The sequence below is a fragment of the Polynucleobacter meluiroseus genome, from assembly GCF_900205755.1.
Classification (GTDB): domain Bacteria; phylum Pseudomonadota; class Gammaproteobacteria; order Burkholderiales; family Burkholderiaceae; genus Polynucleobacter; species Polynucleobacter meluiroseus.
Window position 1 is genome coordinate 1 of sequence record NZ_OANS01000004.1, and the last position, 16,137, is coordinate 16,137.

Here is a 16,137-nt window from a genome sequence, read left to right on the forward strand (position 1 = left end):
GAACATGGGCTTAGGTGGAATTACACCAAAGCAAAAACTAGCACTTGCAGTACCAGCTTCTACTTTTAGCTTAAGTTAAAAATGGGGGGATTACCAGAGCAACTTTAAGGCTAATTAGTCTTTTTTAATGCTTCTTTGGTTGTATTTATATGAAGATATCGGGTTAATTGGCTTTTAATAGTGATTCTGTTGATATTTATCGAAATTAATATTATTTTTAATAATTTTTCTAATCAACATTACGGCACCAAACTCAAAAAAAGATACTCAAAGAAAATAATCAAATGCACCACCCCTTGCAAAAGGGTGGTCCTGCCAATCGCTAAAGTAAGCGCTCCGATAAAGAAACTCAGATACATGAGCACAATATTGAGGTCACTGATCCCAAGGCTCAAGGGTAAATTAAAGAAAATAGCAATCGCCGCAACCGTAGGAATCGTCAGTCCAATACTTGCTAATGCAGAACCCAAGGCCAAGTTAAAACTACTTTGCAGTCGATTTGCTCTAGCTGCCCTGACTGCAGCAAAAGCTTCTGGCAAGAGCACTAACATCGCAATAGCAATACCCACTACCGTATGTGGTGCACCCGCTGCTTTGACGCCTGCCTCAATAGCTGGACTTAAGAGTTCTGCCAAACCCACTACAACCAATAGAGAGAGGATGAGAAGAAAAGCACTGGCGGCCGTTTTTTTGTTGCTAGGCTTGTCAGCATGGATTTCCATATCCAGCTTTTGTTCCCTAATCACCGGCAGGTAATAGTCACGATGGGTAATGGTTTGAAAGAGCAGAAAAGCAACATACAAAGCAAAGGAAGCAATACCCGCAAAAGCCAACTGACTGATGGTGAAATCAGGCCCTGGAGTGCTGGTAGTCACCACTGGCATGACCAAAATAAAGGTAGCCAGGGCAGTCAGCACGGCTAGAGCGGAATTCGTGCCCTCATTGCGAAAATTCATTTCGTGGTGTTTAAGGCCTCCCACAAAAATACATAATCCCACCACACCATTCATCACAATCATGACAGTAGCAAATACCGCATCGCGAGCAATAAATTCTGCGCCTTCATGACCAGCTAGCATCATGGCAATGATTAGCGAGACTTCGATGATGGTGACGCTGATAGAAAGCACTAAGGTTCCATAAGGCTCACCCGTCTTATGGGCAATGACTTCGGCATGATGCACAGCGGATAAGACTCCGCCGATCAAGGCAACACCCATGAGGGCAATAAACCAGGCTTGATTAAGAAAGGGGGTAAGAATGTGCATTGCAGGAAGAAGGATCGATCTTTAAAGAATGGATAATTAAATCAAGGTTGCTTGTTAATATAGTGTGGTTCTGTGCAAATTACATGAATTTGCCCATTCTAAAGCGTTAAAACCCCTATACCTCTCAGAAAAAAATGATGAAAGCCCTTATTCTATTTGGTCACGGCGCCCGTGATGCCCGATGGCGTGAACCTTTTGACCGATTGCATTCCTTATGGAAGGCCCAGCACCCAGATGTAATGGTGGAGTTAGCCTTTCTGGAGCTGATGGAGCCTAGTCTAGAGGAGGCAGTGACATCCCTGGCTGGTTTGGGCGCAGACCAGATTACAGTGGTGCCCGTGTTCTTTGGCCAAGGCGGTCATTTGCGAAATGATTACCCGGTATTACTAGAGCAGTGCAAAGCAAAGTTTCCCCAGCTTGAGCTCAATACCACCTCAGCAGTTGGAGAAAGTCTCGCAGTGTTGCAAGCCATTGTTGATTTTGGCGCTAGCTCACTTTAGGTTGAGTGGGCCTCGGGTTCGGACTTCTTGAGCCCCTCATTGCTCACTACCTTGCCCTGAGCCAAGGAACCCAATTTTCTAGCGCTAAATTTGGAACCTTCTTGAACCCTCGTAGATTGTTGGTAACCAGAATCAATCCCTGGCTTACAGCATGGGCTGCTATATGAATAGCATTCTCGCCAACAATTTCACCCTTCTTCTCCAGAACTATTTTAATTTGCCCATAGTGTTGTGATGCCTCAAATACCATACGACTGGGGTTCGTATTAAAAATTTCCAGAATTTTCTTAAGCCGGCATTTGAGTATTACAAGCTTTCCCTTTCAACTGGTTTTTGCACCCCCCGCTCATTCTTAAATTTAAAGAGCGCACGTTATCTCTTTAAATCCCTATAAAAGTTCTCATGTGAACCCAAAGCTAACAACACTAACTCTTTGGGGTGATGCTTGCTGGGCAGTAATTCATACGCCAATAAAAATTCCTGACGATGAATTTTGAATTTATAAACAAAAACGCTACCTAAGTCACCGCGCTTTTCTTCGCCTAGACTCGGCGCATTTGCTATTTTTTTAACTGCTTGATCGAGCGATTTCTTTTCTTGGGGGTGAAGCTTTTTTGCAATTCGAATGAAAGTAGGTAGTACCCGTATTGCTAGCATTTCAACCAAATTGGTACTCAGCAGCTTGACCAGCCAAACGCTCTTGCTGAGCTAGCATGATTTCTCGCACCATGGAAACGGGTAATTCTGGATTGTCTGTCACCGCTTTGCCGATACGAGCCCAGTACTCAATTTGTTTTGGCACACTGCGATGCTCTGCAGCAGCATAAGGTTTTGCGTCATCGACTAAAGCATCTGAAATTTTCATGGCAACTGGCATAGAGCCTCCTAATATTGGTTTCATTTTGCAACTAAATACAACTTTTGTCAACCATGTTACAGAACCGGCTGATGCCCCTTATTGAGCAAAGTACACCCAATTTGCACCTATCTGTAAAGTTGAGTTACTGAAAGCGATAAACCAATGAGCCCAAAAGACTGTCCTGGTAAGTGCGGTTCATGATTGGGCTGCCGTTAATACTGCTACCCAAAAATTTGCGTCTCCCAAAGATATTGAAATAAAACTGATCCACGATAGGAATCTCAATCATGAGACCACCAGTAAAGTTAGTTGTGCCAGAAACAGTGTATTGAGAGTAGCCCAGTGTTTTTGAGGCGTTAGCTGAAACACCGTAATAATAATTAGCAAAGTTGCTGCTCAGCCGCTCAACACCAAACATGGGGTACAACTTGATTTTGGCGACGGGCTCAAATTCCGCAAAATAGGAGAATTCATACAGCTGACCTTGCGAGCGATCTACGTCTTGGTAGGCATGGAGAAAAAATCCTCCAATGGGTGTCTCTTGAAAGGTGCCGACACCAATAGGAATCGGATCCAGCTTGCTATATTTTCTGCCATTGATTGTTGAGATTCGGTTGTAGTTATCTAGATTCACTTGCCCTGCAATTTCAAGATAACCATAGCCCATCTTCACTGTTTTAAAACCGAAGGTATCGATGCGGGCAAAGAAGCGCTCATAGTCAAAAAAAGCGTACGGCAGAACATAGGTTTGCGTACCTTGTGCGCCAATGGCCATATTCGAACTATAGACCCCTACACCCAAATCCCCAACCAAGTGGTCAGGCAATCCATCAGGTACATCAGTTGGAACTTCGTATTTCGCAATCCCGGCAATCGGGGTGTCGGTGCTGGCAGAGTTACCTTGATTGCCTTGCCCAAAACTCATGCTAGAGCAAAGCCCTAAAAAAAGAAGGCTAATGGTGATGCGGTAGTAGCGTGAGACTTTCAAGCGACGACCCTGGTCTCAAAAGAGAGGGCGGGATACATTGGTCGGGGGATCATGAAAATTCCAGTTCGCTTAAATGCAGGTGACAGCAAGCGGAATTCTACCGACTAATAAGGTGTTTGAGCTAGATATAAATAACTGTTTAGCCCCAATAGAGTGCATTCGCCAAGCGCATAGCTGCGGCGTTTATATTGCGTTGCAACCTTTAAGCGGAGACTGCCTGAACGCCTGCATGACCCAAGTCAAGCTGTTCCAGCTCGATATCCTGATTGACAGATGCTAAGGCTGCCCCAATCATAATGAGCGCAGGAGAGGCCTCGTCAAACCAGTCGCTTGCGTCACCGTTTGCTAAAGCGCCCAAAGTGCTAGACCAATTCCGCTCTCGAGACGTGCTGACTGCCTCTAAGATATGCGCGGGAGTATCCGTATGCTGATTAGGACTGTGGTCAATCAGTTGCTGCGCAATCTTCATGGCATCTTTGCGTCCCATGTAATAGACCAGAGTATCCGCACTTGGGCTTTGAATAGGTTGAGTGCTGCTGCCGTGATCATTAGCTTGCGCCAAAGTAATAAATGCAACGCTGCGCGCAACACCGCGTAAGGTAAGGGATTGCTGCAGACTGGCCGCTCCCGCTAAAGCAGCGGTAATGCCTGGAACAATCTCCACTTCAAGGCCAGCCGCCCGAATCGCTTTTAGCTCTTCATCGGCACGGCCAAAGAGCATGGGATCACCACCTTTAAGCCTTACCACTACTGCATATTTTTGAGCGGCATCAACTAAGCGTTTATTAATAAATTGCTGTGCGGAAGACAATTTGCCACAGCGTTTACCTACTGCGACTTTAAGTGCTTGAGGGCAGAGCGCTAACAGTTCAGGCTCTACCAAAGCATCATGAAAAACAATATCCGCTTTCTCTAATAGCTTGGCGCCACGGACAGTAATCAGATCAGCGGCACCTGGCCCAGCACCAACCAGAAAGATTTTGCCTTTGCCGAAATGATTTGCAGAAGAATTTGGAGGCGTGAGCATTGGCATTGAATTTAAATTAGGCTTCAAGCAAGGTTCGCTTACCGCGCCAGCTGTTTTGGGTCGTGACATCAAATAGATCAAATTGCTTAAGCGCAATCTCGAGGTTCTGATCGGGACGTAATTCAAAGGCATCAAAGCCACAGCGCGCGCCTTGCAATAACTGATCAACCAAAACATCACCAATGGCTCTGATTTCACCAGCCCAAGCAAAACGCTCGCGAAGCAGGGCGGCGGTACTAAAGCTACGACCATCTCTAAAAATAGGAAAGTGGGCGCCTACTACAGGCCATAGTTCTCTACCCTCTTGAATAAGCTCACTATGCTTCAAAATATCCTCGTCAGCCGCAAACCAGACGCCAACTTTTCCTTGCTTGACTCGCCCGACAACATCGTCATTGTGTTGATGGGTGATCCACCAAGAAAAGGGCACCAAGACTTGATGGGTGCCGTGCTCTAGATCAGGCAAGCCACCTTCATCGATTTCCCCATTCCAAACCTGCCATTCATTGGGGGCAATAGTTGGTTTCCCATCTTTAGGAAAGTGAATCATGTGTGGATTCATTTAGTCGACTCGCGTTTCTTGATGCGGAGTACGAGTTCGATAAGCGGCCTCTTTAAACGGCACAACACCTAAGCGCCGATATGTCTCAATAAACGGCTCGTCTTGGTCGCGGTTTTGGGTGAAGGTATTAATAATGCTGGTCATGACATCGGGCAGTTCGCTGGCATAGAAAGAGGGCCCAATCACCTTGCCAATGGAGGCTTGATTGCCTTGATCACCACCTAGGGTGATTTGATACCACTCTTCACCATCCTTATCCACGCCCAAAACTCCGATATTCCCAACGTGATGGTGACCGCAAGAATTAATACATCCTGAGATGTTTAAAGAGATATCTCCTAAATCATGCAAGTAATCTAAATCATCAAACCGCTCCTGAATTGCTTTAGCAATAGGGAGAGATTTTGCATTTGCAAGGGAACAAAAATCTCCTCCGGGGCAGGCAATAATATCGGTCAAGAGGCCGATATTGGGAAGCACAAGGTTGGACTTTTTCGCAGCCTGCCAAAGTTGCAGCAACTCCCTTTGCTCCACATCCGCTAAGACTAAGTTTTGTTCATGGGTGACACGCAGTTCACCAAAGCTATATCGATCAGCTAAGTCAGCAATAGCACGCATTTGCGCACTTGAGGCATCGCCCGGAGCTGCAGTGCCATGAGGCTTCAGGGACAGCACCACAGAAGCATAGCCAGGTACTTGATGCGCTTTTACATTACGCTCGATCCAGCGCAGAAAGCCAATGCGCTCACTCTCGTCGAGCTGTGCAGCAAATTGAGTAGCAACCGCCAAATCGGCTTGAGGTGGCAGTACTTTGTATGCAGGCTTAGTGAAATGTTGAGCCACGCGATCCCACTCTGCTTGCGTAAAGTTGACATCATTGCTTTGGCCGTTTTGCAACTGCAACCATTCACCTTCTACCTGGCGCGCAAATTCTGCAGGACCTAGGGCTTTGACCAAAATTTTGATACGGGCTTTGTAGATGTTGTCACGTCTGCCAAAACGGTTATAGACACGCAGTAGGGCAGTTAAGTAACTGGGTAGTAAATTCCAAGGAAGCGCTTCTTTAATGAGGGCTCCCAATATCGGGGTGCGACCCATGCCGCCGCCAGCAAAAATATCGGCAACTAACTCATTAGCAGCATTTTTCTTGAGGTTGATCCCCACGTCATGACATAGCAATACAGTTCGATCTTCTGCCGAGCCATTAATAGCAAACTTAAATTTACGGGGGAGATAGGCAAACTCAGGGTGCAAGGTGGACCATTGACGGAGTAACTCACAAATGGGGCGTGGATCTACGAATTCATCGCCAGCAACACCAGCGAATGGATCGCTCGTGATGTTACGAATGCAGTTACCGGAAGTCTGTATGGCATGCATTTCGACTTTGGCAAGCTCGGCCAGAATGTCAGGAGTTTGCTCAAGCTCCACCCAGTTGAACTGAATATTTTGGCGGGTGGTGAAATGCCCGTAGCCACGATCGTACTGATCCGCAATCAGCGCTAGAGTGCGCAGTTGCTCGCTACTGAATAAGCCATAAGGAATAGCTACCCGCAGCATATAAGCGTGGCGTTGGTGATAAAGGCCATTTTGCAGGCGCAAAGGACGGAATTCCTCTTCGGGAAGAGTGCCGTCTAAGCGACGCTTCACTTGGTCTTTAAATTGAGCGACCCGCTGATCTACTAAGGTTTGGTCAATATAGTCATATTTGTACATATTCCTGCATTGTCTAGAAATATGGTTATTACTACAAATACTTAAATATTGATTCTATATATATAATTTGATATATCAATAGCGCTAGAATTAGACGGTTATTCCAAACCTCTCTTTTTGATTGCCAGCAAAACACCTCCATAAAAATATTATTGTTATAATCTGACTAGAATAGTCATAAAGGAGATTGAATATGCATATTTGGCAAGTACAAGAGGCAAAAGCTCAATTTTCCACCGTATTGCGCGATGCAGAGCTTGAAGGCCCCCAAGAAATCACCAATCACGGTCGATCAGTGGCCGTACTTCTTTGTCGATCAGATTACGATCGCTTAACTGGGGCTAATAAGTCCCTTGTGGATTTTATGCGAACATCGCCACTATATAACTCTGAAGATGTGATTATTGAGCGTGATAAAAGTCCGACTCGCAATAGCTCACTATGACATATCTTATTGATACCAACGTCTTCTCGGAGTTGCGGCGCAAAGAGCCTAATATAGGTGTTGCAGAGTGGTTTTCTCAGAGGCCATCTACAACTCTATTTGTGAGCGTACTTACTTTGGGAGAAATTCGCAAAGGGATTGATATGCTGACGGATAGCAATCGTAAATTTGCACTACTTGATTGGCTTGAAGTCGATCTACCCGCTTTCTTCATTGGACGAATTTTAACTGTAGATGCCAGCGTGGCAGACCGCTGGGGGCGCTTAATTGCGCAAGCAGGACGTCCCACACCAGCCATTGACAGCTTACTGGCAGCAACCGCAGTCCACCATGGACTAAAGCTGGTTACCCGTAACACCCAAGATTTTGAGTTTGCCGGGGTTGAAGTTGTTAACCCCTGGAAAACCTAAAACCAACTAGAAATATCGAGAAAAAATCTCAACCTAAACACTGTTTAAAACTTCAAAACCCGATAGTGCTTATAAAGGTTAGCAATCGCTGCAAACCCTAGAAAGACTAGGAGTACTGCCAAGAGGGTTTCACTTGAGAGATAGGTGAAGACACCCAAGTAAATCAGCAGGTTAGCAACAATAAAGATGGCAATGGCGCCAAGTACCACTAATCTCAATTGGGGAACAAACGCCCCCATAGTGATGGCCACAAATACCAAAATAAGATTGCCAACCAAGCCATCTGCGATGATCAAAACCCGATTCGTCATATCTGGATCACTCAACTTGCCTACAATAATTAGGACAAAGATGCCGCCCAAGACGAGCAAGTTGAGTTTTGCTTTGGCGAGAAGGATTTTAAGTTGAGGTTGCATGCAATCTGGCGCTTTAATAATCTAGAAATTGGGGCTACCGTAAAACACTAGGCTAATCCCAATCCACAGAACAACAAAAGCGACTAAGAGGGTTAAGCCGAGTTTCTTGAGGTAAAAATCTAAGGTATCCATATAGGCCTCATCATTTCTACCAAAGTAACGATCGAAATGCTTCCAAACTAGACGTCCGACGATTATCGGAATCAAAATGGCAACGACGCCAAGTATTACGGTAAGGGTGTTATCCAATGGTTTCTTTCTTTCGAAAAAGCAGGGTCATATTCAGGGCTCAGAATACCTTGATTTTCCGACTCATCCGCTTTTCAGGTATTTGATGACTTTAGAAGACTTTTCTGTAGGCTAGAATCCAAAAAGCAATAAATCTAAATAGTTTATCCACTTAAAAGGCCTTCCAATGACCGCACCATCCTCAGAACAAATGAAACAAATGACCGATCTACGCACCGCAGTCTTAGGCGCGGCCGCCAAAATGCCCGGCGCACTTATCGGCTTAGGAATCTTATTCATCATCTTGGGAGTGATTGGTATTACTGGTCAGGTCCTCTTCTCCTTCATCTCTATTAGCATGTTGGGTGCCTTTTTAATCTTTGGTGGCGTTTTGCAATTTGCCCATGCCATCAAATCTCAAGGTTGGCAGAGCGTGAGCATTCAGGTTTTGTTGGCGCTACTCTATATTGCAACCGGCTTATTTACCTGGTTGTTCCCCATCCCAGCCTTAGAAGTCATTACTTTATGGCTCGCAGCAATCTTTTTCATTACTGGCTTCCTGCGCCTAGTCTCTGCATTTCAGCACCGCCACTTTAATGAGTGGATTTGGATGGTTTTTTCTGCGGCAATCTCCATCTTGATGGGCGCGCTCATCATGAGTGGCTATCCATCCAGTAGCTTATGGTTGCCTGGCTTGCTGATCGCGATTGAGTTGCTTTTACAGGGCTGGTCCATGTTGTTTTTAGGCTTTGCCGCACGCAAACTGTTGAACAACAAGCAGTAGTAGTCATCGGCAAGTAATCAGCAATAGGTTTTTTTCATTATCGGCACTAAAATAGCCGAATATGAAAAAAACCGACTTATACAAAAACTTAGGTTTGGCCACTGCTCAGCGTATGAAAAACGCTGCAAAAGTAGCCAAGCCTGGTGCAAGCGATAAAGCCAAGCTTAAAAAAGAACTTGCTAGCGGCAATCCTTTGCTGGCATCTTTAATTGGTAAAACAGAATCTAAATAAGTTTCACCAGGGCGCAGTAAAGACTTCTTCGCCACTCATCTATCCTTTTTAGGAAATCTGTTTCATTGCGCTCAAAAAACCATTTTCTCCTGGTTGATTTCTTAAAAGTCTTCGCTGCCTTAGTCATCATTCTTCACCACTTGTCTAGCTATGGGCAGATCGCAGAGGATGTGCACCTGCTACTCCCAGAGATCATGACTTGGCTATTTGAGTATGGCCGTTATGCAGTACAAATATTTTTAGTGATGGGCGGTTACCTCGCCGCGCAATCGCTAACTGGGATGAATCACTTGCATGGCCTGAAGGCGGTATCCGGGGTAGTTATCAATCGCTATCTCCGACTTTTAATGCCCTATGTTGCTTCTTTAATGATCACAGTATGTTGCGCTTGGATCGCACGTTTTTGGGTGCAAGATGAGTTTGTGGGAGAGTCAGAAACACTGATGCAGTTTTTAGCCCATCTGTTTTTCTTGCAAGGGATTTTGGGGCTGGATTCGATCTCGGCGGGCGTTTGGTATGTCGCAATCGATTGGCAGCTCTATGCCATGCTGGCCATTGTCTTGGGGATATTTCCGCGTTCACGCAGCTTGGTTTGGATATTGAGTGCGATTACTGTGGCCTCTTTGCTGTATTTCAATCGCCATGGAGAATTTGAGAACTACTTCATTTACTTCATGGGTCCCTATGGCCTAGGAATTTTGGCGCAGTTGGCAAAAAACTATCCCGACCCCCGCATCAATCGCTTTGCCAAAATCGTTATTGCACTCGTAGGCGTAGTGATATTGGTAAATAGTTTTCCAACGCTATGGCTTCGTAATATTTTGGCTTATGGTGTGGCGGTTGCCTTGATTCAATGGGGCAGCCGAGCCTACAAAGACAATAAGCACGCTAAGGCACACTTCGCAGTGAATGCAATCTTGTGGGGTAGCCGAAGATCTTATTGCGCCTTCTTATTGCACTTCTCTTTTATCTTGTTGGCCAACACGCTTTATATAGCATGGGGCATTAATCAACGTCACGATGGCGTGATCGCTTTAGGGATGATGCTGTCCGCGCTAGCGCTGAGTTGGCTGGCGGCGAACTACTTATATCGCTGGGTAGAAGTGCCTACCCGCAAGCTCAAGATTTAAAGCCCCATCTCTTTCAGGACGCGGAAGATTTCTCGATAGGCTTTGGGTGGCTTGTTAAGTTCTTTTTCCCGCCGTGCATTGCGAATGAGTGTGCGCATATTTTGGATATCCATGTCGGGATATTGCTCAATCATTTTGGTAAACGTGGCGTCATCAGCAATGAGTCGATCGCGATAGGATTCCAGAAAATGGAGTTTGGCCGTTTCTGCTTTACTCACTCCCTGAATGGCATCTAGACGTCTCTGAATGGTATCGAGCTCAGTCTCATCCAAGAAACGCATTAATTTGCCTAAATATTGCTTATGCCTACGAATCGCCTCAAAACTCTTAATTTTGTTGGTCTCCCCGATGGCGACTTTAATCGCCTCATCCATGGGGATCGTCTTGAGCGCATCGCTACTGAGAGCTGCCAACACTTCAGCCAATTTTTGGCGTTCGGTCATTTGGCGCTTTAATTCAGACTTGCTGGGCCCCTCGTTAAGATCTTCCTTCTTGGGCGTACGGTTCTTTTCATTGACATGCATGGGCTTATTTTAGACGGGTATTGATGCGGGGCTGGGTATTTATCGGGCGATCGTCAGGTAGAGCGCATGAATTACCGCACTGGTAAATAATGGAGGACAGAATAAGCATTAACGTATGCTAGCCTTAAGCAATAGAATCTAGAGCAAGCTATGACCCAAACACAACGTTACGACTACATCATTATTGGCGCTGGCAGCGCAGGTTGTCTCTTGGCAAAACGCTTGACAGAGAACTCCCATAAGCAGGTTTTGTTGATTGAGGCAGGGAAAAGTGACAACTACATCTGGATACATATTCCGGTTGGGTACTTGTATTGCATAGATAACCCGCGCGCTGACTGGCGCTTTAAGACGGCCAAAGAAGCGGGTTTGAACGGCCGGTCTTTACTGTATCCGCGCGGTAAAGTACTTGGGGGCTGCTCCTCTATTAATGGCATGATTTATATGCGCGGACAAGCGGGAGACTACGCCACTTGGGTTGAGGCGACAGGCGATGAAGCTTGGTCATGGCCGAATGCCTTAGAGCGGTATAAATCATTCGAGGACTACCACGGTGGGGCTAACCAGTGGCATGGCAAAGGCGGCGAGTGGACCGTGTCACGTCAGCGCTTACGCTGGCCCATCATGGACGTGTTCAGAAAAGCGGCAGTCGAGTCGGGCATTCCCGCTAGCGACGACTTTAATCAAGGCGACAACTTTGGTGTGGGCTACTTTGATGTGAGTCAACGCGCCGGTTGGCGTTTAAACACTTCCAAAGCATTTTTACGTGAGGCCGCCAAACGCCCTAATTTGACTGTGCTAACCGAGGCAGTGGTGGATACCTTGTTAATTGATCCCAAAACCAAAAATTGTTACGGGGTGCAATACTTAAAAGACGGCGTTGCTCATCAAGTTCTGTGCAATATCGAAAGTGGGGGCGAGGTCATATTAAGCGCAGGCACTATTGGTAGCGTCCAGATCTTAGAGCGTTCAGGAATTGGTTCAGCCGAGCGCTTAGAGCAACTAGGCATTCCTGTTATGAGTGATCTACCAGGGGTGGGCGAGAACCTCCAAGACCATTTGCAACTGCGCATGATCTTTAAAGTCAGCGGTATTCAGACTCTCAACACTAAAGTTCATCACCTCCTTGGCAAACTAAAGATTGGCCTGGAATACTTTTTCAAACGCTCCGGCCCGATGTCGATGGCGCCCTCACAGTTGGGTGCGTTTGCCTACAGCTCGCCAGCACAAACCTCGGCGAACGTGGAGTATCACGTCCAGCCCTTGTCTTTAGAAAAGTTTGGCGATGACTTGCATACCTTTAATGCCTTCACTGCCAGTGTCTGTAACTTGCGTCCAAGCTCGCGGGGGAGTGTGCATATCTCCTCTCGAGACCCGCAGGTGCATCCAGTCATTAGCCCGAACTATCTTTCCACAGGGGATGACTGCCAGGTTGCGATAGATTCTTTGCGCTTAACTCGAAACATTGTTGAAAGTGCGGCCCTAAAACCGTATAGCCCTGAAGAATATAAGCCCGGTAGTCAGTATCAAAGTGATGCCGACTTAATCAAGGCTGCTGGAGATATTGGGACAACGATTTTCCATCCAGTGGGTACCTGCAAGATGGGTCGCCCAGATGATCCCATGGCAGTTCTGGATTCTGAACTGCGAGTGAGGGGCATTCAGCACCTCCGGGTAGTGGACGCCTCTGCTATGCCGACCATTACCTCAGGTAATACTGCCGCTCCAACCATGATGATTGCGCAACGAGCCGCGCAACTACTCACGGGTGAATAAGCCCCACATAGACTCTTCAAGAGCCTATGCCTTACCGGCAAGCCATCTTCTCTTAGCTCTAGCGATTGTGGCAGTGTGGGGAACTAACTTTGTCGTGATTAAGCAATGTTTAGCGGACTTCCCACCCTTTTTATTCGCGACACTTCGCTATGTATTTGCCTTGATTCCCTTGGTGTTCTTTGTGCCTAGGCCAAAAGTGGCTTGGGCCAATCTCTGTATTTACGGTCTAGCGACTGGCGTGGGGCAGTTCGGGGTGATGTACTACGCAATGAATAACCAAATTTCACCAGGGCTTGCTTCCTTAGTTATTCAGACCCAGGTCTTCTTCACTATTGGGTTTGCTATGTTCTTTGCTAAAGAGGGGCTAAAGCGCTATCAAGCCGTCGCAGTTGCTATAGCGCTGACTGGTTTGGTGTTAATTGCGCTTCATACCGATGCAACAACTACCTTCTTTGGCATCGCCCTCGTAGTCTTTTCAGGATTTTCTTGGGGGGTCGCCAACACGGTGAGCCGCCGAGCTGGCTCGATCAATATGCTTGCTTATGTAGTTTGGGCGAGCGCCTTTTCCATCCCACCCCTAGTATTAATGACGCTTTTGCTTGAGGGTGGCTGGGAAGTGCTTAGCTCGACAATGATGTCAGCATCTGCTGGTGGCTGGGTGGGAGTCCTTTGGCAATCTTGGGGCAATACGCTCTTTGGCTATACAGCGTGGGCTTGGCTTTTATCCAAGCACCCAGCTGCAGTAGTGGCGCCCGCACCCCTTTTAGTGCCCGTCTTTGGCATGGGAACCTCCGCCTTCTTTTTAGGCGAAGCCCTGCCGCTTTGGAAGCTGGGTGCGGCTGGCTTAGTCATTACGGGGCTTGTGATTAACCTTTTTTGGCCAAGCCTAGAAGCGCAAATCAAAAAACATACGTAACTAGCGCCTATTTATTCGCTACGGGTAATGTAAAACCCTAATGCAAGTCCCTTTTTTTACGCTGACATTAACGGTAATATGACTGACAGCTTTGAAATCTAGCTAGTAAAAAGCCATTAATTAACCTGCATTTTTAGTCATGGAGACTTTATGAACATTCGTCGTCACATTTTTGCAATTACTGCAACTGCAATGCTTACAACCGGTGCATACGCTGCCGACATCAAGGTCGGTGTTACAGGCCCCTACACGGGCGGCTCCTCCTCAATGGGTGTGAGCATGCGTGATGGCGTGCGTTTGGCTGCTCAAGAAATTAACGCCGCTGGCGGTGTTAATGGCAATAAGATCCTCTTAGTTGAGCGCGACGACGAAGCTAAAAATGAGCGCGGCGTGCAAATTGCCCAAGAGTTGATTAACAATGAAAAGGTAGTAGCTACCTTAGGCTTTATTAATACTGGCGTTGCTTTAGCTTCACAGCGCTTTTATCAAGATGCAAAGATTCCGGTCATCAACAACGTTGCTACTGGTACTTTGATCACCAAGCAATTCCCTAATGCACCAGAAAATTATGTTTTCCGCACGTCTGCTGCCGATAATATTCAGGCGCCGATGATTGCTAAGGAAGCGGTTGAAAAGCGTGGCTTGAAGAAAGTAGCCATCTTGGCTGACTCTACAAACTACGGTCAACTGGGTCGTGAAGATCTTGAGAAGGCATTGAAGACTTACGGCGTTACTCCTGTGTCAACCGAGAAATTCAACATTGGTGACGTGGATATGACGGCCCAGTTGCTCAAAGCAAAAAATGCAGGTGCGGATGTGGTCTTGACCTACGCAATTGGACCTGAGTTAGCGCAAATCGCCAACGGTATGGCTAAATTGGGTTGGAAAAAGCCCATCATCGGCAGCTGGACCTTGTCAATGGCGAGCTTCATTGACACCGCCGGTAAAAACGGTAACGGTGCCACCATGCCAGAGACATTTATTCAGCAACCAGCAACTACACCAAAGCGTAAGGCTTTCGTAGATGCTTACCTTAAAGATTTCAAGCCAAAGAATGGCATCATCGCTTCGCCAGTATCAGCGGCTCAAGGTTACGATTCTGTCTATATCTTGGCTGCTGCCATCAAGCAAGCAAACAGCACAGAAGGACCAAAGATTTTGGCAGCCCTGCAAGATCTGAAGGCTCCAATCAATGGCGTAGTGACGACTTATAACAAGCCTTATAGTGCCGCCAATCATGAGGCAATTACTACTAAAGACGTGGTGATGGGCGTAGTTGAAAATGGCCGTGTTGAGTTCTTGAATGCTGAGGATGCAAGCGCTAAGAAGAAGTAAAAACCGCATGTAGCTGGCGTTTTAAGAGTTTTTTTGCAGCACTAAGTATTCAGAAATCCCAAAACGCCGCCTGCGGGCGGTGTTTTGCTTACAATGTCGGATTCGACAATTTAATAGCTTTAAGAATTTTGGGTCAACACCATGGAAATCCTTGCACAAATCCTTTCAAGCGGAATAGCAGTCGGCATGATTTATGCCGTCATTGCGTTTGGCTTTCAGCTCACTTTTGCAACCTCGGGAACTTTGAACTTCGGTCAAGGTGAGGCACTCATGTTGGGCGCATTAGTTGGTTTAACCTGCGTGGATACTTTGGGCATGAATTACTGGCTCATGATTCCGGTAGTGTGCGTCTTCGGTATGCTGCAAGGTGGATTTGTTGAATTGATTGGCGTACGTCCCGCAATCAAAATTAAATCCGAGTTCGGTTGGATTATGTCCACCATTGCACTGGGCATTATTTTCAAAAACGTGGCAGAAAACATTTGGGGTCGCGATGCTTTGCCTTTCCCGCCACCCCTGAGCATGGAGCCAATGAATTTTCTCGGCGCTAATATTCTGCCAATGGAAATCTTAGTAGTGGTTGGTGCTTTGGTCATGATGTTATTGGTTGAATTCTTTAACCGCAAAACCATTTACGGTAAAGCTGTTGTAGCTACTGCTAATGACCGCGATGCCGCTGGCCTCATGGGCATTAATACCAGCATGGTGATTACCTTCTCTTATGCATTGTCTTCATTGACCGCTGCATTTGCGGGTGTCCTAATTGCCCCATTGACGCTGACTGGCGCAACGATGGGTGGCGCACTGGGTTTAAAAGCCTTTGCGGTAGCCATCATTGGCGGCTTATCTAGCGGCCTAGGCATCATCGTTGGTGGCTTGATTCTAGGCATCGTCGAGACTGCTACCGGCTTTTATATTTCTACTGGCTACAAAGACGTTCCTGGTTTGATTTTGCTCTTACTTGTATTGGCATACAAACCCTCTGGCCTCTTTGGTAAATCTGCAATTAAGAAAGTTTGAT

General features: G+C 46.5%; 20 protein-coding genes. 10 read left to right on the plus strand and 10 right to left on the minus strand.

All coding sequences use genetic code 11. The features are described from left to right. Positions 1-239: 239 nt before the first annotated feature. Entirely contained in the window at positions 240-1,268 is a 1,029-nt protein-coding gene (locus CP950_RS07285; protein WP_096673921.1) for a calcium:cation antiporter, read from the minus strand. Positions 1,269-1,405: 137 nt separating this feature from the next. Between CP950_RS07285 and CP950_RS07290 the strand changes: the two genes are divergently transcribed. Beyond that, a complete protein-coding gene (locus CP950_RS07290) occupies positions 1,406-1,768 on the plus strand; it encodes a sirohydrochlorin chelatase (RefSeq protein ID WP_096674428.1) in 363 nt (120 codons plus the stop codon). A 372-nt stretch (positions 1,769-2,140) separates the two neighbouring features. On the opposite strand, the gene CP950_RS07300 is transcribed toward CP950_RS07290, so the two are convergent. From CP950_RS07300 to CP950_RS07325, 6 genes are all read right to left on the minus strand, one after another. Further along, positions 2,141-2,425: a type II toxin-antitoxin system RelE/ParE family toxin gene (locus CP950_RS07300; RefSeq protein WP_207760239.1), complete on the minus strand. Its 285-nt coding sequence runs from the start codon at positions 2,423-2,425 to the stop codon at positions 2,141-2,143. Position 2,426: 1 nt separating this feature from the next. Next, positions 2,427-2,645, minus strand: a complete 219-nt coding sequence (locus CP950_RS07305) for a TA system antitoxin ParD family protein (RefSeq protein ID WP_096673925.1) — start codon at positions 2,643-2,645, stop codon at positions 2,427-2,429. Between the two features lie 124 nt (positions 2,646-2,769). After that, on the minus strand, positions 2,770-3,552 hold the full coding sequence (locus CP950_RS07310; protein ID WP_096673927.1) for a MipA/OmpV family protein: 783 nt from the start codon (positions 3,550-3,552) through the stop codon (positions 2,770-2,772). 265 nt (positions 3,553-3,817) lie between these two features. Next, on the minus strand, positions 3,818-4,642 hold the full coding sequence (cobA, locus tag CP950_RS07315) for a uroporphyrinogen-III C-methyltransferase (RefSeq protein ID WP_096674432.1): 825 nt from the start codon (positions 4,640-4,642) through the stop codon (positions 3,818-3,820). A gap of 16 nt (positions 4,643-4,658) precedes the next feature. Beyond that, complete coding sequence (locus CP950_RS07320) at positions 4,659-5,204, minus strand: DUF934 domain-containing protein (protein WP_096673929.1); 546 nt, start codon at positions 5,202-5,204, stop codon at positions 4,659-4,661. Continuing rightward, entirely contained in the window at positions 5,205-6,920 is a 1,716-nt protein-coding gene (locus CP950_RS07325) for a nitrite/sulfite reductase (protein WP_096673930.1), read from the minus strand. Positions 6,921-7,113: 193 nt separating this feature from the next. Here CP950_RS07325 and CP950_RS07330 point away from each other — a divergent pair, with 193 nt between their 5' ends. Both CP950_RS07330 and CP950_RS07335 read left to right on the plus strand, forming a co-directional pair. Then, positions 7,114-7,365 (plus strand): type II toxin-antitoxin system Phd/YefM family antitoxin, encoded by a 252-nt coding sequence (locus tag CP950_RS07330; RefSeq protein ID WP_096673932.1) that lies wholly within the window; start codon positions 7,114-7,116, stop codon positions 7,363-7,365. After that, positions 7,362-7,775 carry a type II toxin-antitoxin system VapC family toxin gene (locus tag CP950_RS07335; protein WP_096673934.1) on the plus strand — a complete coding sequence of 138 codons (414 nt, stop codon included), beginning with the start codon at positions 7,362-7,364 and terminating at the stop codon, positions 7,773-7,775. The genes CP950_RS07330 and CP950_RS07335 overlap by 4 nt, the downstream gene beginning before the upstream one ends. 44 nt (positions 7,776-7,819) lie before the next feature. Here CP950_RS07335 and CP950_RS07340 read toward each other — a convergent pair whose 3' ends face one another. Further along, positions 7,820-8,191 carry a hypothetical protein gene (locus CP950_RS07340; RefSeq protein ID WP_096673936.1) on the minus strand — a complete coding sequence of 124 codons (372 nt, stop codon included), beginning with the start codon at positions 8,189-8,191 and terminating at the stop codon, positions 7,820-7,822. A gap of 21 nt (positions 8,192-8,212) precedes the next feature. After that, the gene (locus CP950_RS07345; protein ID WP_096673938.1) at positions 8,213-8,440 is read right to left on the minus strand and encodes a hypothetical protein; all 228 of its coding nucleotides are present in this window, start codon (positions 8,438-8,440) and stop codon (positions 8,213-8,215) included. Positions 8,441-8,606: 166 nt separating this feature from the next. Between CP950_RS07345 and CP950_RS07350 the strand changes: the two genes are divergently transcribed. The 3 genes from CP950_RS07350 to CP950_RS07355 all read left to right on the plus strand — a co-directional run bounded on the left by CP950_RS07350 (position 8,607) and on the right by CP950_RS07355 (position 10,565). Continuing rightward, positions 8,607-9,203, plus strand: a complete 597-nt coding sequence (locus tag CP950_RS07350) for an HdeD family acid-resistance protein (protein ID WP_096673940.1) — start codon at positions 8,607-8,609, stop codon at positions 9,201-9,203. 61 nt (positions 9,204-9,264) lie between these two features. Beyond that, positions 9,265-9,435 (plus strand): hypothetical protein, encoded by a 171-nt coding sequence (locus tag CP950_RS09970; RefSeq protein WP_165766431.1) that lies wholly within the window; start codon positions 9,265-9,267, stop codon positions 9,433-9,435. A gap of 65 nt (positions 9,436-9,500) precedes the next feature. Continuing rightward, complete coding sequence (locus tag CP950_RS07355; protein WP_096673942.1) at positions 9,501-10,565, plus strand: acyltransferase family protein; 1,065 nt, start codon at positions 9,501-9,503, stop codon at positions 10,563-10,565. Here CP950_RS07355 and yjgA read toward each other — a convergent pair. After that, positions 10,562-11,089 carry a ribosome biogenesis factor YjgA gene (gene yjgA, locus CP950_RS07360; RefSeq protein ID WP_096673944.1) on the minus strand — a complete coding sequence of 176 codons (528 nt, stop codon included), beginning with the start codon at positions 11,087-11,089 and terminating at the stop codon, positions 10,562-10,564. The genes CP950_RS07355 and yjgA overlap by 4 nt on opposite strands. Before the next feature lie 150 nt (positions 11,090-11,239). Between yjgA and CP950_RS07365 the strand changes: the two genes are divergently transcribed. The 4 genes from CP950_RS07365 to CP950_RS07380 all read left to right on the plus strand — a co-directional run bounded on the left by CP950_RS07365 (position 11,240) and on the right by CP950_RS07380 (position 16,136). After that, entirely contained in the window at positions 11,240-12,865 is a 1,626-nt protein-coding gene (locus tag CP950_RS07365) for a GMC family oxidoreductase (protein WP_096673946.1), read from the plus strand. Beyond that, entirely contained in the window at positions 12,858-13,781 is a 924-nt protein-coding gene (locus CP950_RS07370) for an EamA family transporter (RefSeq protein WP_243391949.1), read from the plus strand. Before CP950_RS07365 ends, CP950_RS07370 begins: the two co-directional genes overlap by 8 nt. A 150-nt stretch (positions 13,782-13,931) precedes the next feature. Next, positions 13,932-15,116: an ABC transporter substrate-binding protein gene (locus tag CP950_RS07375; RefSeq protein ID WP_096673948.1), complete on the plus strand. Its 1,185-nt coding sequence runs from the start codon at positions 13,932-13,934 to the stop codon at positions 15,114-15,116. Between the two features lie 141 nt (positions 15,117-15,257). After that, complete coding sequence (locus CP950_RS07380; protein ID WP_096673950.1) at positions 15,258-16,136, plus strand: branched-chain amino acid ABC transporter permease; 879 nt, start codon at positions 15,258-15,260, stop codon at positions 16,134-16,136. Position 16,137: the final 1 nt, after the last annotated feature.

Coding starts and splice junctions, on each gene's coding strand:
- CP950_RS07380 (WP_096673950.1), top strand. CDS start 15,258: ATGGAAATCCTTGCACAAATCCTTTCAAGCGGAATAGCAGTCGGCATG.
- CP950_RS07350 (WP_096673940.1), top strand. CDS start 8,607: ATGACCGCACCATCCTCAGAACAAATGAAACAAATGACCGATCTACGC.
- CP950_RS07305 (WP_096673925.1), bottom strand. CDS start 2,645: ATGCCAGTTGCCATGAAAATTTCAGATGCTTTAGTCGATGACGCAAAA.
- CP950_RS07330 (WP_096673932.1), top strand. CDS start 7,114: ATGCATATTTGGCAAGTACAAGAGGCAAAAGCTCAATTTTCCACCGTA.
- yjgA (WP_096673944.1), bottom strand. CDS start 11,089: ATGCATGTCAATGAAAAGAACCGTACGCCCAAGAAGGAAGATCTTAAC.
- CP950_RS07340 (WP_096673936.1), bottom strand. CDS start 8,191: ATGCAACCTCAACTTAAAATCCTTCTCGCCAAAGCAAAACTCAACTTG.
- CP950_RS07310 (WP_096673927.1), bottom strand. CDS start 3,552: ATGAGTTTTGGGCAAGGCAATCAAGGTAACTCTGCCAGCACCGACACC.
- CP950_RS07325 (WP_096673930.1), bottom strand. CDS start 6,920: ATGTACAAATATGACTATATTGACCAAACCTTAGTAGATCAGCGGGTC.
- CP950_RS09970 (WP_165766431.1), top strand. CDS start 9,265: ATGAAAAAAACCGACTTATACAAAAACTTAGGTTTGGCCACTGCTCAG.
- CP950_RS07290 (WP_096674428.1), top strand. CDS start 1,406: ATGAAAGCCCTTATTCTATTTGGTCACGGCGCCCGTGATGCCCGATGG.
- CP950_RS07300 (WP_207760239.1), bottom strand. CDS start 2,425: ATGCTAGCAATACGGGTACTACCTACTTTCATTCGAATTGCAAAAAAG.
- cobA (WP_096674432.1), bottom strand. CDS start 4,642: ATGCTCACGCCTCCAAATTCTTCTGCAAATCATTTCGGCAAAGGCAAA.
- CP950_RS07285 (WP_096673921.1), bottom strand. CDS start 1,268: ATGCACATTCTTACCCCCTTTCTTAATCAAGCCTGGTTTATTGCCCTC.
- CP950_RS07320 (WP_096673929.1), bottom strand. CDS start 5,204: ATGAATCCACACATGATTCACTTTCCTAAAGATGGGAAACCAACTATT.
- CP950_RS07365 (WP_096673946.1), top strand. CDS start 11,240: ATGACCCAAACACAACGTTACGACTACATCATTATTGGCGCTGGCAGC.
- CP950_RS07375 (WP_096673948.1), top strand. CDS start 13,932: ATGAACATTCGTCGTCACATTTTTGCAATTACTGCAACTGCAATGCTT.
- CP950_RS07335 (WP_096673934.1), top strand. CDS start 7,362: ATGACATATCTTATTGATACCAACGTCTTCTCGGAGTTGCGGCGCAAA.